The organism is Achromobacter marplatensis (assembly GCF_049060505.1).
GTDB lineage: Bacteria > Pseudomonadota > Gammaproteobacteria > Burkholderiales > Burkholderiaceae_B > Achromobacter > Achromobacter marplatensis_A.
The window spans coordinates 304729-325855 of record NZ_JBMGRB010000003.1; the positions used below are offsets into that span (position 1 = coordinate 304729).

Here is a 21127-nt window from a genome sequence, read left to right on the forward strand (position 1 = left end):
TCCCGCTTTCCCATGGCGCCGGCCGACGTGGCGGCACGGCGCCGCAGCAGTCCAAGACAACGACCACGAACGGAGACGATATGAACACTGCCCGAGCCCTGCTCGCCGCCGCAGCGGCGGCCTGCGCCTGTACGTCGCTGCCCGCCGCAGCGGACTACCCCGACAAGCCCGTCAAAGTCATCGTCGCGTTCACCGCCGGCGGCACGACCGACACGCTGACGCGCAGCATGTCCAACGCGTTATCCAAAACGCTGGGGCAACCCTTCGTGGTCGAGAACAAGCCGGGGGCCGGCGGCAACATCGGCACGGAATTCGTCGTTCGCGCCGCGCCGGACGGCCACACCCTGATCGTCAATTCCGTCGGTCCCATCGCCGTCAACGCTTCGCTGACCAAGCTGCCATTCAATCCCCTGACGGACCTGGTCCCGATGGTGCAGATCGCGACGGTGCCCAATGTGCTGGTGGTGCCCCCGTCGTCCCCCGCCAAAGACATCAAGGGCTTCCTGGAATACGTCAAGAAGGCGTCCCACCTGAATTACAGCTCCACCGGCGTGGGCACGTCTTCGCACCTGTCCAGCTATATGCTGATGGACCAGTTGGGCGTGCAGGCCACGCACGTGCCGTATAAAGGCGCCGATGCCGTCAATGATCTGCTGGCCGGACGCATCGATTTCATGTTCGCCACCATCCCGTCGGTGATCGGACAGATCCGTGCCGGCAAGCTACGCGCACTGGCGGTCAGCACGCTTCAGCGCTCGGCCACCTTGCCCGACTTGCCCACCATCGCGGAATCGGGCTACCCCGGCTTCGACGCCGGTTCCTGGTTCGGGTTCTTCGCGCCCAAGGGCACGCCGCCGGCGGTGGTGGACACGATCAACCGCGAAGTCAATGCCGCCCTGCCCTCGCTGCACGCGCAGATGCTGCATGAAGGGGCCGAACCCGTCGGCGGCACGCCGGGGCAATTCGCCACCTTCATCCGGCAGGAGCACGACAAGTGGGCAGCGCTGGTGCGCAAGTTCGAACCCAGCGCCAACTGACACCCATGCCCCCGATGCCCGACCTTCGCATTCTGTGTTCGCCCGCCGAAGCCCCCGCCCTGACCCAGGCGCTTTCGTCTTCGGGCAGGCGCTTCATCTTGCGCCACCCCGAAGACGGACACCCCTGCGATGCGCAGGTGGCGTTCGTGTCGCGCGACATCACGGGTGCGTCGACCAAGTTCCAGATCACGCCGGAAACCGCCCGCTATTACGAGGCCATGCGCCACGCGCCCGACCTGCGCTGGGTGCACGTGCATTCGGCCGGCGCCGACCGCGAGATTTACCAGAGCCTGCATGCGCGCGGCGTCGCCATTACCACCTCGCAAGGCGCCAGCGACGCCGTGGTGGCGCAAACCGCCATTGGCGGCGTGCTGGCCCTGGCGCGCCGCTTGCCGCTGTTGGCGGCGGACCAGCGCGATCGCGCCTGGCGCCCTTTGCTGGGTGCGCGCACGCCACGCGACTTGGCGGGTCAGCATGCGGTCGTGGTCGGGTGGGGCGGCATCGGGCAACGCATCGGCGAACTGCTTCTGGCACTGGGCCTGACGCTTTCCGTCGTGCGCCACTCCGGCACACCCGTGCCCCAGGCGCGGCATACCGCTCGCTACGAGGATCTGCCCGGCATGCTGCCCCAGGCGGACTGGCTGGTGCTGGCCTGCCCGCTAACGCCCGCCACGCAAGACTTGGTCGACCGCCACGCACTGGCCACCCTGCCCCCTCACGCATCGATCGTCAACGTGTCGCGCGGCCATGTCGTCGATGAAGCGGCCCTGATCGAGGCGCTGGCGGCGGGCCGACTGGGCGGCGCCTTCCTGGACGTGTTCCAACAGGAACCCCTGCCGGCCGCGTCTCCGCTGTGGGCAATGGATAACGTCATCGTCACCCCGCATAGCGCCGGATTCTCGGATGGCAATCAAGCCCGCGTGCGCAGCCTGTTCCTGGAGAACCTGCGCCGCTGGACGAACGCCGAGCCCTTGGCCAACAGACGGGTAGGCTGAAACGCCGAGGCGCGATTGCCGTCACGGCCAGCGCGGCCGCCACGTACAGCGAAACCGCCACGGTAGAACTCCACGACGTGTACACGCTGGCGATGATCAGCGGCGCGAATCCGCCGCCCACGATGCCCGCCAGGGTGCAGGCCAGCGACGACCCGGCGTAGCGTACGCGCCCCGCGAACTGCTCGAGAGGCGCGGTCCGCACGCCGTTACGTCCCCTTAAGTGGTGCGGCATGCACCACATTGGTTCATGCGACGCACCGCCCCGGCGCCCAGGAAGGCGTCCGCCATAGGGAGAGGACCCGTCGGCCCAAGTTGGCACGGGTTTTGCTTGATGACTGGTATGCAAGCTTGTCTACAAGGCAAGCGCCGTCACCGGAATATTCCGCGAGCACACCAGGAGCCCTCATGATCAACCGCAATGCGCCCTACGCCTTCAACGCCACCCGCCGCCGCCTGATCCAGGGGGCCGCGCTAGGCGCCGCGACGCTGGCCGCGCCCGCGCTGGTGCGCGCGCAATCAGGCCCGGTGATCCGTATCGGCTTCTGGCCCGTGGCCGCCGGCCTGCCGTTTTACGCCGCCGTCGAAAAAGGCTACTTCAAGGAAGCGGGCCTGAACGTCGAGCCGCTGAAGTTCGCCGGCGCGCAGCAGGTCATGGAGGCCATGCTGGCCGGCCGCGCGGACGGCAGTGCCAACGGCACGGGCTCGGCCAACCTGGCCATCGGCGAAATCGCCTCGCCTGGCTTGTTCAAGATTTTTGCGTCCAATCCCAGCAACGCCAAGAACGTGCTGGATGAGTTCATCGTCGCGAAAGACAGTCCCATCAAATCCATCGCAGACCTCAAGGGGAAAAAGGTCGGATCTGGACCCGGCATCCAGAATGCCACGCTGGCCAAAGCAGTACTGGAGCGCGCCGGCGCAACCGGGGCAACCGTGGTCGAGTTGGCGATCAGCCAGCACGTCGCCGCGGTTGCCGCCGGCCAGTTGGATGCGTGCTACACGCTGGAACCCACGGGCACGGTGGGCCGCCTGAACGGCACCACCCGCGTGCTGGAAACGGGCGTGATCGCCAAGTATGTATTGGGTGATCCGATGGCGCCGTGGTTCGGCGGATCGGCATCGCTCACCACCGCCTTCCTGAAAAAGCACCCGGAAGAAAGCAAGAAATTCATCGCGGCCTATGCGCGCGGCATCGAGCTGATCCGCACCAAGCCGGCCGAAGCGCGCCCCTTCATGAAGGGCTACACCGCCATTGAAGGCCCCATGACGGAAGAAGTGCCGCTAGCCGCCTACACGCTCTACAACGAGTTCACGCCCAGCGACATCCAGTATTTCCAAAAGTTCTTCGACCTTTTCACCGACAAGGGCATCTTCGCACAGAAGGTCGACGTGTCCGCCATGCTTTACAAGGGCTGACCGATGACCGCAACGACCGCCCCCACCGCGGCGAGCACGGCGTCGGCAAGCGCCGTGGTCGCGCCCCAGGCCACCCCCGCCATGACATCCCCACCCACCCACGCCGCCGCCTCGGCCAAGCAGCCGCCCCGCAAGTTCAACGGCGCGCGCTTTCTGCCGCTGATCGGACCGTTGGCTCTTTTCGTAATCTGGGACCTGGTGGTGCGCCTGCAGCTGGTCAGCCCCGTCCTGCTGCCTACCCCCAGCGCCACCATCGTGGCGCTGGCCAAGGGCCTGGCGGGCGGCCCCCTGCTGTGGGACTTCCTGTCGTCCTTGAACCGCACGCTGCAAGCCTTCGTCATCGCCGGCGTGATCGGCGTGCCGCTGGGCGTGCTGCTGGGCAGCAATGAAAAGGCGTATCGCAGCGTGGAGTTCCTGGTGGACTTCTTCCGGTCAACGCCGTCGTCCGCGCTGATCCCGCTGTTCCTGATGATCTTCGGCGTGACCGACATGAACAAGATCGCCATCGCCGCCTTCGCGGCCGTGCTGGTCATCCTGTTCAACAGTGCCTATGGCGTCATCAACGCGCGCAAGCAGCGCGTGATGGCGGCCCGCGTGATGGGCGCGTCGCGCTGGCAGATCTTCAAAGACGTGCTGATCTGGGAAAGCCTGCAACCGACCTTCGTGGGCCTGCGCAGCGGCGTTTCGATGGCGCTGGTGATCGTGATCGTCGCGGAAATGTTCATCGGGTCAGACAGCGGCCTGGGCAACCGCATCATCAATGCGCAGCAGGTGCTGAACGTGCGCGAGATGTACGCGTCGATCCTGGCGGCCGGCGCGCTCGGCTATGTGCTGAATATTCTGTTTCTTATGCTGGAAAAGCGCGTGGTCCATTGGAGCGGCCGATAAATGTCCACCGTCATCAACCCCATCATCGCCCCCGCCCCCGCCGCCGCGCCGTTTGCGCCCGGCCCCTTGGGCACGCACATCACCATCCGCGGGCTGACCAAGTACTTCGCGGGCTGGCCCCTGTATGAAGACTTCAACCTGGACATTCCCAAGGGCAAGATCGTCTCGGTGTTCGGCCCCAATGGCTGCGGCAAATCCACGCTGATCAACATGATCGCGGGCCTGATCCCGATCGATGCCGGCGAGATTCTCTTTGACGGCAAGTCGCTGGCGCAGACCAAGATCGGATACGTGTTCCAAAACTACCGGGAAGCCATGTTCCCGTGGCTGCGCACCATCGACAACATCGCCTATCCGCTGCGGTTGGAAGGCCGCAGCAAGGCCGAAGTGGATGCGCGGGTGGAAGAGCTTGTCGCGTCGTTCGACGTCAAGTTCGACCTGAAGCGCTATCCGTATGAATTGTCCGGCGGGCAGCAGCAGACGGCGTCCATCATGCGCGCGCTGGCGCCCGGGCCCGAAGTCCTTTTCCTGGACGAACCGTTTTCGGCGCTGGATTTCGAGATGACGCTGTTCATCCGCGAAAAGCTGCAGGAAGTGTTCATGCAGACGGGCACCACGATGCTGCTGGTCTCGCATGACCTGGAAGAAGCGGTGTACCTGGCCGACCAGATCCTGCTCTTGACCAAGCGGCCCACGCGTGTCGCAGAAATCCTGGATTACGGCGACGCGCGCCCCCGCACCGTGGAAACGCTGTCCGAATCCAGCTTCATCCAGATGAAGAAACAAAGCCTGGAGATCTTCCAGCGCGAAGTGCGCAAGTAAGCGTGCGCCATTGAACGCGCGCAAGTCATCAAGCCCGCCACCATCCAGCCCATCGGGAGAATCCGCCATGACCCAGGAAACCATCGATCAATATGTGCGCAGCGCCTTGGCGCTGTCGGGGTATGCCTTGCGCGAATCCACCACGGCCGAGGTTGTGCAGCAGTTCGCGCGCATCCACGACATTGCCGCCAGCTTCGTGGACGAGGCGCTGCCCGTCGAGCTGGAATCGGCTTCGGTGTTCCGCCCGTGACCGGCCCCGCCGCAGACATCGCCCGGCAAGTCGCCAGCGGCGAGCGCAGCGCGCAGGCCGTGCTGGACGCCACCCTGGCGCGCATCCGCGAACACGATTCCCGCTACAACTGCTTTACCGCGGTCACCGAAGCGCGCGCCCGTCAGGAAGCGGCCGCCATCGATGCGCGGCGCGCACGCGGCGAACCGCTGCCCCCGCTGGCAGGCGTGCCCTATGCCGTGAAAAATCTGTTCGACATCGCCGACGAAGTGACGCTGGCGGGCGGCCGGGTCAACGCGTCCAATGCGCCAGCCCGCCACGACGCGCGCCTGGTGGCGCGCATGCGTGACGCCGGCGCGGTGCTGGTCGGGGCGCTGAACATGGACGAACACGCCTACGGCTTCACTACCGAGAACACGCACTACGGCCCCTGCCGCAACCCGCACGACACCACCCGCATCGCCGGCGGCTCGTCCGGGGGAAGCGCCGCAGCCGTCGCGGGTGGATTGGTGCCGCTGACCTTGGGGTCCGACACCAACGGCTCGATCCGTGTGCCCGCCTCGCTCTGCGGCATTTTCGGGCTGAAGCCCACCTTGGGCCGCCTGCCGCGCACCGGCTCTTTTCCCTTTGTGGGCAGTCTGGATCACCTGGGGCCGTTCGCCGCCAGCGTCAGCGACCTGACGGCAGCCTACGATGCGCTGCAAGGTCCAGACGCCGACGACGCCGCCTGCGCCCAGTATGCCTCCAACCCCGTCCTGCCTTCCCTGGAGAACGGCGCGCGTTCGTTACGCATCGCGGTGCTGGGCGGGTACTTCTCGGAATGGGCCGGTCCGCAGGCGCGCCGCGCCGTCGACATCGCGGCGCAAGCGCTGGGCGCCACCGCCGTCGTGGAACTGCCCGGCGCGGCCCAGGCCCGCGCGGCCGCATTCATCATCACCGCGGCCGAAGGCGGCGCGCTGCATCGTCGCAAGCTCGTCACGCACTACGACTACTACGAACCGCACTCCCGCGACCGTCTTGTCGCAGGCAGCCTGGTGCCCGCCGCGTGGGTCCAGCAGGCACAGCGCGTGCGCCATCGCGTCTACCGCGAAGCGCTGGCCTTGTTCAGCCAGTACGACGTGTTGATCGCGCCCGCCACGCCCGTATCCGCCACGAAGGTAGGCACGGACTGGCTGACGCTGGCGGGCAAATCCATGCCGGCGCGCGCCAGTATGGGCTTGCTGACGCAGCCGATCTCGTGCATTGGCCTGCCGGTCTGCACCGCGCCCACGTGGCCCGAAACGGAACAGGACGGCCATCTGCCGCTGGGCGTGCAACTGATCGGCGCCCCCTGGCGCGAAGCCGACTGCCTGGGCGCCGCCTATGCGCTGGAGCAGGCCGGCGTGTCGCGGGTCCGCACGCCCTGAACCGCCCCTCCCGAAATCCCTTCAAGGCCACGCAATGGAAACCGCTTTCGCCGCCATCGATATGCCGCGCACCCTGGCCGATTCGGCCTACGGATCGTTGAAACGGGACATCCTGGACTTCCGGTTGGCGCCGGGCGACCGCTTCACGGAAACCGAGATCGCCGACCGCCTGCAGGTCAGCCGAACCCCAGTACGCGAAGCGCTGTTTCGCCTGGAACGTGAAGGCTATCTGGAAGTGCGGCAGCGCAACGGTTGGCTGGTCAAACCGCTGGACTTCAATACGCTGGACCACTTCTATGAACTGCGCAGCGTGCTGGAGACGGCCGCGGTGCATGCGCTGTGCGCTCCCGGCTTGGCTCCGGACCCCGCGCGCGCGCTGCATGCGCTGGCGGACACCTGGCTGGTCGACGCAAGCGAACGCTCCAGCGACGGCGAATGGCTGGCCGATCTGGACGAGCGCTTCCACATCGACCTGGTGGCGGCGGCCGGCAACCCCGAGATATCGCGCGTGCACCGCGCCGCCACCGAGCGCATCCGCATCGTGCGGCGGCTGGACTTCACCCTGCCCGACCGTGTCGGCAAGACCTACGAGGAACATGGCGCGATACTGCGCGCCCTGCTGGCGCGCGATGCGGCCAACGCCGCCCGCTTGCTGCAAGCCCACATCCAGGAGAGCCAGACGGCCGTGCGCAAGATCACGCTGCACCGTCTGTATTCCACGCGCCGCGCCAAAGCGGCCTAGGGCTGGAACCTGAGGCGCCGTCAGCCGGCCCGCAGCCAGCGCTGCAGCACGCGCGTGATGACGGGGATGCAGACAAACACCATGATCGGCGTCAGGATCACGCTGGTGATCAACACGCGCCAGAATATCGGCAGGATGTTCAAGTGTTCGCTGACCAGTATCGAAAACACCAGCAGTACCGGAAAGTAGGCCAGCCAGATGCTGACCGCCTGCTTCCAGCGCGGCGGCGCGCTGGCGGCCTTGGGCGCAAACCAGCCGTCGGTGCCACTGACGCGATGCTCGTGGCTGGCCCGCACCAGCGTCGCCCCGCGTTCCAGCCACATGCGGCGCGGCAGGGACTTTTCCCACCGGGAAAGGCTGGCGGCATCGGTAAACCGCAGGACGATCTGATACTGGTCGCCGCCTTCAGGGGGCTGCAACACGCCCGACCCAAGGAACCCCGGAAAGCCCGCCGCCAGGATTTCGCCCTGACGCATCCAGGACAGGAAATCGCTATAGCGCTCGGGCGCGATATGCCGGGTGACCAACATGGTGACCGGGGCAGAAATGACGGAACGGGACATGGCGGAACTCCTGGGCAGCGGTGCAGCTTGTTATGTCGTGCTGATGCAGTGCGAGTGCAGTGTTAACCCTAGCAAGCGGCGTGCCAACCTTACGGCGCGGGCATCCCCCGGGGGCAACGCTCTTACGGGTACTTCCCCCGCCCATCGGCGCACCGCGACAGACACCATATTGGTGATTACCCTGAAACCCGCACCAGAACGGTGCATACGGAGAAGCCCCATGGATATCAACCTGCCCGACGTCGTGGCCGAAGTCACGGCAGCGTTCGAACGCTACGAAACCGCCCTGGTCAACAACCAGGTGGACGTGCTGGACACTCTTTTCTGGAATAGCCCGCATACCCTGCGTTATGGCGCAGGCGAAAACCTGTATGGCTATGAGGCCATCCGCGCCTTCCGCGCCACGCGCTCGCCGCAAGGTCTGGCGCGCCGCGTGCTGCGCACGGCCATCACGACCTACGGCAACGACTTTGCCACCACCAACCTGGAATTCCAGCGCGACGGCAGTGACCGCATCGGACGCCAAAGCCAAACCTGGATACGCACGCCGGAGGGCTGGCGAGTGGTGTCCGCGCATGTCAGCCTGATGACATAAGGTTGTCTCGTTGCCAGCCGCCACGCACTGCAAACCGGTGCGCGATATCGATATACGGAATCGGCATTGAGCAGGCTGCGGGCAAGGTCTACACTGAACTTTCCTTTACCCGTTGGAGCACACGCCTCATGAGCACCTACAAGATTGCGGTTTTCGTCGGAAGCCTGCGCGCCGCCTCCATCAACTTGCGACTGGCTCGCGCGCTGGAAAAGCTGGTTCCCGCCGATTTCAAGTTCGAGTACGTGAGCCTGGGCGACATCCCGCTGTACAACCAGGACAACGAAAACAACCTGCCGCCGCCTGCCGCCAAGCTCAAGCAACAGATTGCCGACGCGCAAGGCATCTTGTTCGTCTCACCCGAACACAACCGCTCGGTGCCCGCCGCCATCAAGAACGCCATCGACTGGGGCTCCCGCCCCTGGGGTCAAAACTCGTGGCCCGGCAAGGCCGTCGGCATCGTCGGCGCGTCACCCAGCGCCGCCGGCACCGCGCTGATGCAGCAGCACCTGCGCAACATCCTGGCCGCCGAAGGCGCCAACGCGCTGACCACACCGGAAGTCTTCCTGCAATACACGGAAGGCTTGGTCGACGACCAGTTCAACATCACCAATGAAGGCACGCGCAAATTCCTGCAAGGCTGGATCGACCGCTATGTCGATTGGGTCAAAAAAATGAATAGCTGATTGCCGCCGCCGCCGGCCCAGGGCCCTGCCCCCGCCGGCGCCGATCGCCCGATCTACCTCCGGGCGATCAAGCCCCTCGATGCGTCGAGGGGCTTTTTTTCATCCTGAAGAAGCACCAAGCTCTCGATAATGCCTCGGAGTTTTTAAACCTGAAGAAGAACAGACAGCAAACTTATCCCCGCCAACTGTGGAGAACGTTGAGGACAGCTTTGGGGTAGACCCAAAATGTCCTGTCCTGCCAAGCACTTGCACGGGGTGATCAAACAATGCGCAATCATCCTTTTGGATGAGTTTCCGCGCATTTATCCACGAAAAGCCTGGATGTCCGTCCAGGTCTTTCGCATCCGCGCCATCGCGTGTGGATTTGTCCCAGCATTCTGTGGAAAAGCATGAGGACAGCTTGAGGGCAGGTCCGAAATCCCTTGGGATATCAACACCCTGCAAGGGGTGGTCAATAAAGGCCCAAGCGCCCCATTTCGCACCCAGGTTGTCCCCGTCAAATGTGGATAAGCCTGAGGACAGTATGCGGGTAGTCGCCAAAAACCCTTCTACGGCAATGACTTGCGGGGAGCGGGCAAAGAACGCTCAGGCGCATGCGCCAACCGCCACGGCATTTCGCGGCGCGAGGCGATGGGGATAAGCGGACAGGCTTGTCCCCATCGAATGTGGACAAGCCTATGAACAGTCGGATAACAAGCCCGAAAAGTCCTTATCCGACAACCACTTGGAAGGGCTGCTCAAAAAAGGCGCAGCACAGCGAAACTACTTGTCGCCTTCCAGCCGCATGCCGATCTTCAGACCGACCTGCCAATGCGCCACTTTGCCATCCTTGATATGGCCGCGCACTTCGGTGACCTCGAACCAATCCAGGTTGCGCAGGGTTTCCGAGGCGCGCTCGATGGCTTTGGCAATTGCATCATCGGTGGATTTGGTGGAAGAGCCCACCAGTTCGATTTGCTTATAGACATGATTCGACATCGCTCTTCTCCGCTAAGGGTGTGAGTCGTGAATCGTCGGCGCGCAAGCCTTTCCGGCGCTTACGACCGGCAATCCATTCGAACACACAGGATACCCCCGCGGCGGTAGAGTGGTGTTACGAGTTTCGTCGCCCGATCTCGACAGGCGACGGCTCTGCTCCCGCAACCTCGCAAGGAGATCACCATGCCTGAACGAAAAACCCTGGAACGAGCCAAGCGCGACAAACGCCAAGGCAAGTCAGCGTCCACGCAGGCCGGAGAATTCGTCCGCGAAGAAATCGAGCACGTCCGCGAAGGCAAACACGGCGTGCGGTCCACCAAGCAGGCCATCGCGATCGGACTGTCGAAGGCGCGGCGCTCGGGGGTCAAGCTGCCGGCCTCCAAGTCGGCCAGCCCGGCCACCAAGCGCAAAGCCGAACAAGACACCCATGCCGCCAAGGACGGGCACGCCAAGTCCGCCACGCGCGCCCGTGCCACCACCACCGCATTGAAGAAGGAAAGCGCCAAGCCCGCATCGCGCGCCGCGCTGTCGCGCCAGGCCAGCAAGACGGCCGGCCGACGCACCGCGGCGGACCGCTCGGCGGCCGCCAAGAAAGCCGCAGCGACCAAGGGCGCGGCAGGACGCTCGGCCGCGGCCAAGAAGGCCGCCCGCACGCGGGCAGCCAACAAGCAGGCAGGCGGCGCGCACCATCGCGCGGCGCATTGACACGGCGACGCGGCTAACCCGCGTCGAAACGCTTGAACCGTTCCTGCAGGAATTCGCGCATGCGTTTCACCGCGGGCGACAGCAGCATGCGGTGCACGCACAGCAGGTATAAGGGCGACGGCTCGGTGCCGTAGTCCGGCAGCAGTTCGACCAGCCGGCCGGCGCGCAGATCCGCCAGCACGTCGTAGCGCGATTTATAGGCCACACCGTGTCCGCCCAGCGCCCAACGCCGCACGAGGTCGCCGTCGTCGCCCACGCGGTCCCCCTTGACCGGGACCGTGGTGCGGGTGCCTTCGCGCTCGAAGCTCCAGCGGTCATGCAAGGTTTCGCCCAGCACGAACGACAGGCAGTTGTGGCGGCGCAGATCCGCCGGCGCCTGCGGCACGCCATGGCGCGCCAGGTACGCGGGCGATGCGCACACGACGCGACGATTGTGTTCGGACAGCGGCAGCGCCACCAGCGCCGAATCGTTCGGCGTGCCGTAGCGAATGGCGATATCGACCGGTTGCCGGTACAGGTCGGCCAACCGATCGCTGATGCGCACCTGGAAGCTCACGCGCGGATGCTGGTGCTGGAAATCGTCCAGCCACGGCAGCAGCACATGCCGCCCCAGGTCCGACGGGATCGAAACCGACAAGGTGCCCGAGATGGCGGTCTTGTCGCGGGCCATCGCATTCTTGCCGGCTTCCAGCGTGGAGATCGCCGCGCGGGCATATTCCAGATAGCGTTCACCATCGGCCGTCAGCCGCAGGCTACGGGTAGACCGGACGAACAGCCGGGTTTCCAGCGTCAGTTCCAGCCGCTTGAGCGCGGCGCTGGCCACCGCCGGGGTCAGATCCAGTTCACGGGCGGCGGCGGAAAAGCTGCCGTGGACGGACGCCGCCACAAAGATCCTCAAGTCCTCGAACCGCACCATGCTCGCCTCATTTTCAAAAAATTATTGAAACTGAGTCGGATGCTAGCCGGTTTTTCATCGTCCCGGACTGGGTAATCATGAGTCCGTTCCCAACCGCTTTGGAGTCAACGCATGAAAATCGAATTGAACGGCAAGAAAGCCCTGGTCACCGGATCTTCTGGCGGCATCGGCCTGGCCATCGCCATGGGGTTGGCGGAGGCCGGCGCGGAGGTCGTGCTGCATGGCCGCAACGCGGGCAAACTTGCCCACGCCGCCCAAGCCATTGCCGACAAATTCCCGACCGCCCACGTCAGCACCGTGCAGGCCGATCTGGCCACCGCCGATGGCGCGGCATCGGTCTGCGCCGCCCACCCGGACGTGGACATCCTGGTCAATAACGCGGGCTTCTTTGCGCCCAAGTCCTTCACCGAAATCACGGACGACGACTGGCAGGTCATGCTGGACACCAACGTCATGAGCGGCATCCGCTTGTCGCGCTACTACCTGCCCCGCATGATGGCCGCCGATTGGGGTCGTGTCATCTTCATCTCCAGCGAATCGGGCGTGCAGATTCCCGCTGAAATGATCCACTACGGGGTCAGCAAGACCGCGCTGCTGGGCGTGTCGCGCGGGCTGGCCGAACTGACCGCTGGCACCGGCGTCACCGTCAACGCCGTGCTGCCCGGCCCGACGCGGTCGGAGGGCGTGGCCGACTTCTTCGCCGAAATGGCCAAGGAGCAAGGCGTGTCGCAGGACGACATGGAACGCGACTTCATCGCGCAGCATCGCCCGACGTCGCTGCTGCGCCGCCTGGCCACGGTGGAAGAAGTCGCCAACATGGTCGTCTACACGTGCTCCACGCAGGCCTCCGCCACGAACGGCGCCGCGCTGCGCGTCGACGGCGGCGTCGTCCGCTCCATTCTCTGATTCCCACTACCCCGACGCGAGCCCGCCATGAAAGCTATCGCCTATTTCAATAACCTGCCGGCCGATCAGGCCGACGCCCTGCAAGACATCACAATTGACGAACCCGTGCCCGGCGACCACGACCTGCTGGTCGACGTGCACGCCATATCCGTCAACCCCGTGGATGTGAAAATCCGGGCCAACCGCGCGGCCAAGGACGGCCAACCCGAGATCCTGGGCTGGGACGCCGCCGGCATCGTGCGCGCGGTGGGCGCCAAGACCAGCCTGTTCAAGCCCGGCGACCGTGTCTGGTATGCCGGCGCGCTGAACCGCCCAGGCGCCAATAGCGAACGTCACGTGGTGGACGAGCGCATCGTTGGCCGCATGCCGGACAGCCTGGACTTTGCTCAGGCCGCGGCATTGCCGTTGACGACCATCACCGCCTGGGAACTGCTGTTCGACCGCCTGCGCGTGCTGGACAACGCCGCGCCCAGCCAGCGCAGCCTGCTGGTCATCGGCGCCGCGGGCGGCGTGGGATCCATCCTGGTGCAGTTGGCGCGCCAGTTGACCGGCTTGACCGTGATCGGCAGCGCGTCGCGGCCCGAGACGCAAGCCTGGGTGCGCGAACTGGGCGCCCATCACGTCATCGACCACAGCAAGCCCCTGACGGAAGAACTCGCGCGTATCGGCTTCGACCACGTCAGCGATATCGCGGGCTTGAACCACACCGACAAGCACTTCGCGCAGATGGCGGCGGCAATCGCCCCGCAAGGCAAGATCGCGCTGATCGACGACCCGGCCGCTATCGACGTGCGTTTGCTGAAGGGGAAATCCGCGTCGCTGCATTGGGAGTTCATGTTCGCGCGCCCCCTTCACAACACGCCCGATTTGATCGCCCAGCATGAACTGCTGAACCAGGCGGCCCGCCTGATCGACAACGGCACGCTGCGCACGACGCTAGGCGAGCACTACGGCAAGATCAACGCCGCCAACCTGCGCCGGGCCCACGCTTTCATCGAAAGCGGCAAGGCGCAGGGCAAGGTGGTGCTGGAAGGGTTCTGATCCGGCCGTATCCTGCCGAATACCAGCGCTTCCGGGGCGTTGCCGGTTGGGGCGTCCTGAAAAGCCCCTTCCGGCGGCCGCGCTGGTTCGGGCAAGCAGCCTGACGCCAGGCGGGACATCTCGCCATTCCAGCCAGAAAGCGGTAAAAACGCGAGCGGACCGTTGCGCGCGAATTTACCGGGAGTTTCCCCTGCTTGCCCATTTGATCGAACAAACGCTTGAGCCGCTCCTGTGGGGGATGGTTGCGTTTACCTTGTTGATGCTTCGGCTTGCACCGCTGCAAGGCTGGAAGGCCGCCATCGTGGCCGGCATCGCGGCCGGCATGGTGTTCGACACCATCCAGTTCCGCGTTGGCCCGCCACGCCTGTGGGACGCGCTGGTCGTGAGCTCGATCCTGGCCGCGTTGGTGGCGGCTGCCGTGCTGGAAACGGCTGTGCATCTGTTGGCGCGGGCACGCGCCCGCCGCGCTTAACCCCGAGGGCTAGGCGCGAGCCCCAGGCAACACCAGATCGCCTACCCGATAGGTATGGAATTCACTGGTGGACACCTCGTCCAATTTACGGAATTTCTGCAGAAACACCGGGTCGGCAAAGAACTCGTCCACGTTGCCTTCTCCCGAAATCGCCTCGATGTTCACGACGGTCTTGCCGTCCGTGCTCTTGGCCAGATTGCTCCAGAGGAAGCCCGGCTTGGTTTCCGCCACGTAGTGCACCACATCCTGGATGGCCCTGAATGCGTCCTCTTGCCGCCCGGGATGGGCATGGATGACGTTAACGATGAACACGGTGGCCTGCGGGACGGCCGAGAACACGGCCTGGGGGATAAGGGACATCGATGGCTCCTGTTGAAAAAACAGAAGCCACTATGCCCCCAAGGCGTACCGCGAAAAAGCGGTTGGCGGGCGAAACACTACGGACAACCCTGTCCGCAATCGGCACGCCCCCCGGCGCTCGGGGCAATGCCCCTAGCCGCGCCCTTCCCGCTTGGCGCGGGCATGGGGATCATTGATCTCGGTCTCAAGTTCCTGGATCAGCCAATCGAACCATCCCGTCTCCGTGCGGGCATACACCACGGCGGCGGGCGTCTTGCCATCGCGCCAGCCGGGCTGATGCGCGTCCATCCAGGACGCCAGGCTCTTGTGCGGCGCCAGCAGACCCGACAGCCAATTCCAAAGGTATTCCGGGACATTGCGCCGAAAGCCCTTCGCGCTGGCGTAGAGGGTAGGCTCCAGCGGCAAGCTGCCCGAGCGGGCAAGCTTCGCCTGCACCCGGCGCAGCGTCTCGGCCGCAGCCTGCAATTGTTCGGTGCTGAGCTTTTTCACGTAGGAACTCCTGGATTGGGATTTGCCCGGATTATCGCCGGAGGAACCGGCGCCTTCCAAGCGCCGCGTTCTGGACTGCGTCAGCGTGACGCGCGAGGCAAGCTCAGCCCCAGCAGGCAGGTTGCGCTAAACCGCGCGCCCGGCGCCAGTGTGCGCATGCCGGTGCGCGTATCGCCATCGGCTGCCCGATTGAACGCATCGGCCACATTCGTGACCGGTTCCACGCAAAGGAAATCCGAGCCCGGCGCCGTATAAACCACCAGATGCGCAAACGCCGGATCGGCGTGCAGCGCCAATTCGTGCCCGCCCGTCCAGTGCAGGGTGGCGCGCCCTTCCCATTGCGACAGATAGGTATCGCAACCATCGGCCGACCGGCGCAATTCGCGCACATGCTTGACGCGGCTGCCGGTGGGCAAGCCATCCGCGTCGGCCGTCCATAGCCGCCGCGCGTTCAACGTGACCCGCTCGGCGGTGAAATACGGATGAATGCCGAAGCCGAAGGGCATGGGCGTATCGCTTAGATTGGCGATGCTTAAGGACAAGCTCAGCCCGCGCGCGTCGAGCCGATAGCGCTGCACGCATTCGAACGGCCAGGGCCATCCCAGCACGCCGGCCGGTTGGTTCAGGACCAGATCGATGCTGTCGGCCGCGTGGTTGCGCACCTGCCAGGCCTGGAACAGGCCCGCGCCGTGTATCGCGTGGGGCCGCCCCGGCACGGACTGCAGCGTGTGTCGGGCGCCGTCGAACGTAAAGACGCCGTCGCGAATGCGGTTGGAATACGGGGCCAACGGATAAGACCCCGCCCGCGGCCATTCTCCGGCCGGCCACCGGGTTTCGGTCAGCGGCACGATCCAATCATGCGCGCCCGTAGACAAACGGGTCAAACGCCCGCCGCCGCCCGGTGCGAATTCGGCTTGGTGGCCACCGCCGGCAATGGCGACCCGTTCGGAGGCATCCAGCGGGTCAGCAAAAAGATAATCCTGCATCTACAGCTCCCGCAGCCGTCACAAGGCCGCGTCGCAAGATTGTGACGCCCCCGCACCTAAGCGGCAAGTTCGCCCACCATCCTAGTGGAACGGGTGGCTCAGACGTCCGACCCCAGCCCCAAAGCCTGGGCGACTCCCGCCCCATACGCTGGATCCGCCTTGGCGCAGTTGGCCACGTGCCGCCGTTTGATGAATTCTGGTGCGTTGCCCATCGCCCGTGCGGTGTTCTCGAACAACACTTGCTGCTGGGCCTTCGACATCAGCCGGAAAAGGTCGCCGGGCTGCTTGAAGTAATCATCATCGTCTTCCCGGAAATCCCAGAAATCCCCATCGCCGTTGATCTTCAGCGGCGGCTCGCGGTAGGCGGGCTGGTCTTCCCAGGCGCCAAAACTGTTGGGCGTGTAATGCAGCGCCCCCCCGTAGTTTCCATCCACGCGCATCGCGCCGTCGCGCTGGTTGCTGTGCACGGGGCAGCGGGCGGCATTCACCGGAATCTGGTGATGATTGACGCCCAGCCGGTACCGTTGGGCATCGGAGTAGGCGAACATGCGCGCCTGCAGCATCTTGTCCGGCGAAATTCCGATCCCCGGCACAAGGTTGTTCGGCGCCATCGCGGCCTGCTCGACGTCGGCGAAGTAGTTGTCGGGATTCAGGTTTAGCTCCAACACGCCGACTTCGATCAGCGGATAGTCCTTGTGCGGCCAGACCTTGGTGAGATCGAATGGATGGTAGGGGACCTTTTCCGCATCGCTCTCGGGCATGATCTGTACGCAGAGCGTCCAACGCGGAAAATCGCCCCGCTCAATGGCCTCGAAGAGATCGCGCTGGAAGCTCTCGCGGTCATGGCGGATGATCTCGCCCGCATCGGCATCGCTCAGCGTGCGGATGCCTTGCTGCGTGCGCCAGTGGAACTTGACCCAGCAGCGCTGGTTATCCGGGCTGATGAAACTGTACGTATGCGAACCGAAACCGTGCATGTGCCGGTACCCAGCCGGGATGCCGCGGTCGCTCATCACGATGGTCACCTGGTGCAGCGACTCAGGCAGCAGGGTCCAGAAGTCCCAATTGTGGGTCGGGCTGCGCAGATTGCTGCGCGGATCGCGCTTGACCGCCTTGTTCAGGTCAGCGAATTTTCGCGGATCGCGCACGAAGAACACGGGCGTATTGTTGCCCACCAGGTCCCAGTTGCCCTCCTCGGTATAGAACTTCACCGCAAAGCCGTGGATGTCGCGTTCACCATCGGCAGCGCCACGTTCGCCCGCCACCGAAGAAAACCGCACAAACACGTCGGACCGCTTGCCGATCTTCTCAAACAATTTCGCTCGGGTGTAGCGCGAAATATCGTGCGTGACGGTAAAGTGGCCGAACGCCCCCGAACCCTTGGCGTGCATGCGGCGTTCAGGGATGACTTCACGATTGAGATTCGCCAGCTTCTCGATCAACCACACATCCTGCATCAGCACCGGCCCGCGAGGGCCCGCCGTCATCGTGTTGTCGTTGTCGACGACGGGTGCGCCGAAAGCGGTGGTCAAGGGGCACTGCTTCTTTTCTTGCGAGGGATCATTCATGGCTTGCTCCTATGTTGAAAACCGACCTGGCGGTTCGCAGACGACGGGCCGATCGGCTTGATCGGCCTGGCACATACTTATCTTATGTCATAGGTCAATTATTGTTTTGAACCGCTCAATTAGTAAAATTGAATGAATGAATTAAAACAATAGTTTCTGGCTATTTTTGAGGCTCTGGTTTCATCCGCAGGCATGGTCCGCTTGTGAACGCCTAGCCGGACGGATCATTGCCGAAGCCAGATATCAGGCTGGCGATCCATTACCGACAAGGTGCATGTCCGGGGCGGGAAAACATGGGCTCAGCGATGGCTCGTAGGGCGCATCTTCCATGTCGACTTGCAGAATGGCGGCGAGGGTGCGGGGGATTCACCGACTACCCTGCCTACACACCGGATTGCCCCGTATGGATCCACAGTGGGAACCTCCGGATCCTTAGGGTGCGCAGACGCCTGAGTGGCAGCAGGTAAGCGATTGCACTGCGCCAACGCCAGACCATGTTGCCCTCGTTATTTCACATTCACGAGCTCGGCCAGGATGATGCGCGAGGTGGTCTGAATATGTTCTTTGACAAGCGCCTCTACCTTTGCGCTATCGCGGGCCAACGCCGCGTCGGCCAGCGCCTGGTGTTCGGCCATGTCGTCGCGCGGGGCCTTCAGATAGCGCACTGAGAGCTGCCGGTAGCGCTCTGCCCGTTTATAAAGATTGGCGCGGATATCCAGCAGAACCTCATTGTCACAGGCGCCGACGAGCGTGGCATGAAACTGGCTATGCAGCTCCTCCCAGGCGGGCTGTATCGATTGGTCAACCGGATTGACCTTGCTTGCCTTGCGCAGCAGATGAAAGCTGCCCAGCAACGACGCCTCCCAGGCGTCGTCGCCCTGCTCGACGGACCAGCGCGCCAACAGGCCTTCTATCTCCGCCCGCGCCGCGGTGAGTTGCTGCAGATCCGACGGACTGACAGACGCCACCGAGAAACCCCGTTGGTCCTCAAGCACCACCAGCCCCTCGCTGACCAGCCGCATCAGGGCTTCGCGCACAGGCGTCTGCCCCGCCTGGAACATGTCGGCAAGCGCCGAAACCACCAGCCGTTCGCCGGGAGGCATCTGGCCGCGCACGATGCCGGTGCGCAGGCGATTCAACAGCAGCGTGGTCTGCGTCTGCTTGCCGCCTGCCGCAATAGCGCCCCGCGCCGGGCGCTGCGTGGCGGATTCGATACGGGTAGTCATGATGGTCTCTATAACGACGATGGCCCGTCAGGGCGGAGAGCGCCTCATCGGTTTTTCCTGCCGGGCTGGCAGTCTACCCGGCGAGGGGCGTTGCCGGCGCGTTCGAAGGCTAGGGGAATTACTAGGTAGGCATATTCTATAGAATCTATATGATTATATAAAATCCTGAACAACGGAACCCACAATGGACATTCTTTCCTTCCTGCAGAACGGCCGTAGCGGCCTGGCATTACGGGGCAAAGCCGGCTGGCTTGATCTGTCCCGGGCGGACAGCGACCTTCCCGACGACGTCGCGGCGCTGGTGGCGTTGCCTGACTGGCAATCCCGCGTGGAAGGCGCTGCCGCCGCCGCTCCCCTTCTGGAAGAACCCTACGAATGGCTTTCGCCAGTCCGCAGGCCGCAGAAGATTCTTTGCGTCGGTCTTAACTATCTGGACCACGTCGCCGAAAGCCCCTACAAACAGCCGGACTATCCCACCTTCTTTCCCCGTTTCGCCTCGACCCTCATTGGCCACGAGGCCGCCTTGATCAAGCCCCGCTCCAGCGACGATTTCGACTATGAGGGGGAACTGGCCGTCGTCATCGGCCGCAAGGCTCGCCACGTGACCGTTGACGACGCGCTCGAATACGTCGCGGGCTATACCGTGTTCAACGAGGCGTCTGTACGCGACTACCAGTTCAAGTCGCCGCAATGGACAATGGGCAAGAACTTTGACGGTACCGGCGCTTGCGGCCCCTGGTTCACGACCGCGGACGCGCTTCCCGCCGGCGCGCGCGGGCTCATGCTGACCACGCGGATCAACGGAACGGTCAAGCAGCAGGCCAGCACGAGCGACATGCTGTTCGACGTGGCTACGCTGATCTCGCTGGCAAGCGAAGTGCTGACCTTGGCGCCGGGGGACCTGCTGGTCACCGGCACCCCGGCTGGCGTGGGATTCGGCATGAAGCCGCCGGTCTACCTGAAACCGGGCGATGTCTGCGAAGTCGAAATCGAACGTATCGGCATCCTGCGCAACGTGGTTAAACAAGAATTCTGATCCCTTTCCGCACCGGTCCGCAGAGATCGGGCGGATATCCTCTGGAGGAGGCTCGCATGACGGCGATCACTGACATCGCGTACGTGATTTTCAACCACACCGACCTGGATGCCGCTCACCGGTTCTATACCGATTTCGGCTTACAGGTGGTAGCCCGACGCACCGACGAACTGGTACTGCGCGCAGCCAGCGGCCATCCCTATTGCTATATAGCGCGCCGCGCGCAGCGCCCGGGCCTCGTGGCGATCGGGCTATGCGCACCCAACCGGCAGGCCTTGGAGCAAGCCGCCTTGTTTCCTGAAGCCTCTGCCATCGAAAAGCTGGAGCGCCAGGGCGGCGGAGAATGCGTGCGCCTGACCAGCCCGGACGGATGGGTTTTCGAACTGACGCACGGCGTGGAGCTTCCGCAACGGCAGACGCTGCGCCCCGCCCTGAAGCTCAACAATGGCGACACCAAGACACGCTACGGAGAATGGCAGCGCGCTGAACCGGGACCGACGCCCGTATGGAGGCTGGGCCATGTGGCGTTGTTGACGCCCGATTTCAAGCGCAGCGCGGCTTGGCTGCAATCCCGGTTGGGCCTGCGGCCGTCGGATCTACTCTACGACGGCTCGCCCGACGATCAAGTCGGCGGCTTCTTCCACGCAGGCGCGGGCGACTGGGTCGATCACCACACCATCGCCCTCTTTCCCGGCGATACCGCGCGCGTTCACCACACGTCGTTCGAAGTCCAGGATCTCGATGCACAGTTCCTTGGCAACAAATGGCTCCGCGAACAACGCTGGCAAGGACTGTGGGGCGTGGGCCGGCACATACTGGGAAGCCAGATATTCGACTACTGGTTCGACCCGGACGCCAACGTCGTCGAGCATTTCACCGACGGCGACCTGGTAACGCCCGGCCAGCCACCAGGCAGACATCAAGTCACCGGTGAAGCGCTGGCGCAATGGGGTCCCCCCATCGACCTTGCTTATTTCGTCAACCCCTGGCGCCAGCCCGACTAAGGCGGCCCCGGCGGGCCGCGCCAACGTCCGAATGCGATCGGACAAACAAGTCCCGCTCTGCCGCCCC

24 protein-coding genes and 1 pseudogene are annotated in these 21127 nt (G+C 64.3%); 16 read left to right on the plus strand and 9 right to left on the minus strand.

Annotation, left to right across the window (positions count from 1 at the left end; all coding sequences use genetic code 11):
• Window positions 1-80 precede the first annotated feature (80 nt).
• Together ACI0FO_RS09585 and ACI0FO_RS09590 are read left to right on the plus strand one after the other, a co-directional pair.
• Complete coding sequence (locus tag ACI0FO_RS09585) at window positions 81-1037, plus strand: Bug family tripartite tricarboxylate transporter substrate binding protein (protein WP_416026128.1); 957 nt, start codon at window positions 81-83, stop codon at window positions 1035-1037.
• A 14-nt stretch (window positions 1038-1051) separates the two neighbouring features.
• A complete protein-coding gene (locus ACI0FO_RS09590; RefSeq protein ID WP_416026603.1) occupies window positions 1052-2032 on the plus strand; it encodes an NAD(P)-dependent oxidoreductase in 981 nt (326 codons plus the stop codon).
• A gap of 10 nt (window positions 2033-2042) precedes the next feature.
• Here the strand turns inward: ACI0FO_RS09590 and ACI0FO_RS09595 are convergent.
• A pseudogene (locus tag ACI0FO_RS09595) lies at window positions 2043-2216 on the minus strand (MFS transporter); the annotation flags it as partial.
• 221 nt (window positions 2217-2437) lie between these two features.
• On the opposite strand from ACI0FO_RS09595, the gene ACI0FO_RS09600 reads away from it, so the two are divergent.
• The 6 genes from ACI0FO_RS09600 (at window position 2438) to ACI0FO_RS09625 (ending at window position 7532) form a co-directional block, all read left to right on the plus strand.
• The gene (locus tag ACI0FO_RS09600; protein WP_105557471.1) at window positions 2438-3445 is read left to right on the plus strand and encodes an ABC transporter substrate-binding protein; all 1008 of its coding nucleotides are present in this window, start codon (window positions 2438-2440) and stop codon (window positions 3443-3445) included.
• An 81-nt stretch (window positions 3446-3526) separates the two neighbouring features.
• Window positions 3527-4333, plus strand: coding sequence for an ABC transporter permease (locus ACI0FO_RS09605; RefSeq protein WP_416026605.1), 807 nt, complete (start codon window positions 3527-3529; stop codon window positions 4331-4333).
• Window positions 4334-5155, plus strand: coding sequence for an ABC transporter ATP-binding protein (locus tag ACI0FO_RS09610; protein ID WP_416026130.1), 822 nt, complete (start codon window positions 4334-4336; stop codon window positions 5153-5155).
• A gap of 67 nt (window positions 5156-5222) precedes the next feature.
• Entirely contained in the window at window positions 5223-5405 is a 183-nt protein-coding gene (locus ACI0FO_RS09615; RefSeq protein ID WP_416026132.1) for a DUF4089 domain-containing protein, read from the plus strand.
• Complete coding sequence (locus ACI0FO_RS09620) at window positions 5402-6790, plus strand: AtzE family amidohydrolase (protein WP_416026134.1); 1389 nt, start codon at window positions 5402-5404, stop codon at window positions 6788-6790. The genes ACI0FO_RS09615 and ACI0FO_RS09620 overlap by 4 nt, the downstream gene beginning before the upstream one ends.
• A gap of 34 nt (window positions 6791-6824) precedes the next feature.
• Window positions 6825-7532 carry a GntR family transcriptional regulator gene (locus ACI0FO_RS09625; RefSeq protein ID WP_416026136.1) on the plus strand — a complete coding sequence of 236 codons (708 nt, stop codon included), beginning with the start codon at window positions 6825-6827 and terminating at the stop codon, window positions 7530-7532.
• Window positions 7533-7552: 20 nt separating this feature from the next.
• Here the strand turns inward: ACI0FO_RS09625 and ACI0FO_RS09630 are convergent, their stop codons facing one another.
• Window positions 7553-8095: an antibiotic biosynthesis monooxygenase gene (locus tag ACI0FO_RS09630; protein ID WP_416026138.1), complete on the minus strand. Its 543-nt coding sequence runs from the start codon at window positions 8093-8095 to the stop codon at window positions 7553-7555.
• Window positions 8096-8315: 220 nt separating this feature from the next.
• On the opposite strand from ACI0FO_RS09630, the gene hpxZ reads away from it, so the two are divergent.
• On the plus strand, window positions 8316-8690 hold the full coding sequence (hpxZ, locus tag ACI0FO_RS09635; RefSeq protein ID WP_416026139.1) for an oxalurate catabolism protein HpxZ: 375 nt from the start codon (window positions 8316-8318) through the stop codon (window positions 8688-8690).
• 128 nt (window positions 8691-8818) lie between these two features.
• Window positions 8819-9373: an NADPH-dependent FMN reductase gene (locus tag ACI0FO_RS09640; protein ID WP_416026141.1), complete on the plus strand. Its 555-nt coding sequence runs from the start codon at window positions 8819-8821 to the stop codon at window positions 9371-9373.
• A gap of 762 nt (window positions 9374-10135) precedes the next feature.
• On the opposite strand, the gene ACI0FO_RS09645 is transcribed toward ACI0FO_RS09640, so the two are convergent.
• Complete coding sequence (locus tag ACI0FO_RS09645; protein WP_054426601.1) at window positions 10136-10351, minus strand: dodecin; 216 nt, start codon at window positions 10349-10351, stop codon at window positions 10136-10138.
• 183 nt (window positions 10352-10534) lie between these two features.
• Between ACI0FO_RS09645 and ACI0FO_RS09650 the strand changes: the two genes are divergently transcribed.
• Window positions 10535-11056, plus strand: coding sequence for a DUF6496 domain-containing protein (locus ACI0FO_RS09650; RefSeq protein WP_416026142.1), 522 nt, complete (start codon window positions 10535-10537; stop codon window positions 11054-11056).
• Window positions 11057-11069: 13 nt separating this feature from the next.
• Here ACI0FO_RS09650 and ACI0FO_RS09655 read toward each other — a convergent pair whose 3' ends face one another.
• On the minus strand, window positions 11070-11972 hold the full coding sequence (locus ACI0FO_RS09655; protein WP_416026144.1) for a LysR family transcriptional regulator: 903 nt from the start codon (window positions 11970-11972) through the stop codon (window positions 11070-11072).
• Between the two features lie 111 nt (window positions 11973-12083).
• Here ACI0FO_RS09655 and ACI0FO_RS09660 point away from each other — a divergent pair, with 111 nt between their 5' ends.
• From ACI0FO_RS09660 to ACI0FO_RS09670, 3 genes are all read left to right on the plus strand, one after another.
• Window positions 12084-12878, plus strand: a complete 795-nt coding sequence (locus ACI0FO_RS09660) for an SDR family NAD(P)-dependent oxidoreductase (protein WP_416026146.1) — start codon at window positions 12084-12086, stop codon at window positions 12876-12878.
• A 27-nt stretch (window positions 12879-12905) separates the two neighbouring features.
• Window positions 12906-13919: a zinc-binding alcohol dehydrogenase family protein gene (locus ACI0FO_RS09665; RefSeq protein ID WP_416026148.1), complete on the plus strand. Its 1014-nt coding sequence runs from the start codon at window positions 12906-12908 to the stop codon at window positions 13917-13919.
• Window positions 13920-14157: 238 nt separating this feature from the next.
• The gene (locus ACI0FO_RS09670) at window positions 14158-14391 is read left to right on the plus strand and encodes a hypothetical protein (protein WP_416026150.1); all 234 of its coding nucleotides are present in this window, start codon (window positions 14158-14160) and stop codon (window positions 14389-14391) included.
• A gap of 9 nt (window positions 14392-14400) precedes the next feature.
• Here the strand turns inward: ACI0FO_RS09670 and ACI0FO_RS09675 are convergent, their stop codons facing one another.
• The 5 genes from ACI0FO_RS09675 to ACI0FO_RS09695 form a co-directional block, all read right to left on the minus strand.
• Window positions 14401-14751: an antibiotic biosynthesis monooxygenase gene (locus tag ACI0FO_RS09675; protein ID WP_416026152.1), complete on the minus strand. Its 351-nt coding sequence runs from the start codon at window positions 14749-14751 to the stop codon at window positions 14401-14403.
• A gap of 132 nt (window positions 14752-14883) precedes the next feature.
• Window positions 14884-15240, minus strand: coding sequence for a hypothetical protein (locus ACI0FO_RS09680; RefSeq protein ID WP_416026154.1), 357 nt, complete (start codon window positions 15238-15240; stop codon window positions 14884-14886).
• 80 nt (window positions 15241-15320) lie between these two features.
• Window positions 15321-16226 (minus strand): aldose 1-epimerase, encoded by a 906-nt coding sequence (locus ACI0FO_RS09685; RefSeq protein ID WP_416026155.1) that lies wholly within the window; start codon window positions 16224-16226, stop codon window positions 15321-15323.
• Between the two features lie 98 nt (window positions 16227-16324).
• Window positions 16325-17794, minus strand: a complete 1470-nt coding sequence (locus ACI0FO_RS09690) for a catalase (protein ID WP_416026157.1) — start codon at window positions 17792-17794, stop codon at window positions 16325-16327.
• A gap of 506 nt (window positions 17795-18300) precedes the next feature.
• Window positions 18301-19020: a GntR family transcriptional regulator gene (locus ACI0FO_RS09695; RefSeq protein WP_416026159.1), complete on the minus strand. Its 720-nt coding sequence runs from the start codon at window positions 19018-19020 to the stop codon at window positions 18301-18303.
• 184 nt (window positions 19021-19204) lie between these two features.
• On the opposite strand from ACI0FO_RS09695, the gene ACI0FO_RS09700 reads away from it, so the two are divergent.
• Together ACI0FO_RS09700 and ACI0FO_RS09705 are read left to right on the plus strand one after the other, a co-directional pair.
• On the plus strand, window positions 19205-20056 hold the full coding sequence (locus ACI0FO_RS09700) for a fumarylacetoacetate hydrolase family protein (protein ID WP_416026161.1): 852 nt from the start codon (window positions 19205-19207) through the stop codon (window positions 20054-20056).
• Between the two features lie 56 nt (window positions 20057-20112).
• Window positions 20113-21060 carry a VOC family protein gene (locus ACI0FO_RS09705; RefSeq protein WP_416026163.1) on the plus strand — a complete coding sequence of 316 codons (948 nt, stop codon included), beginning with the start codon at window positions 20113-20115 and terminating at the stop codon, window positions 21058-21060.
• Window positions 21061-21127: the final 67 nt, after the last annotated feature.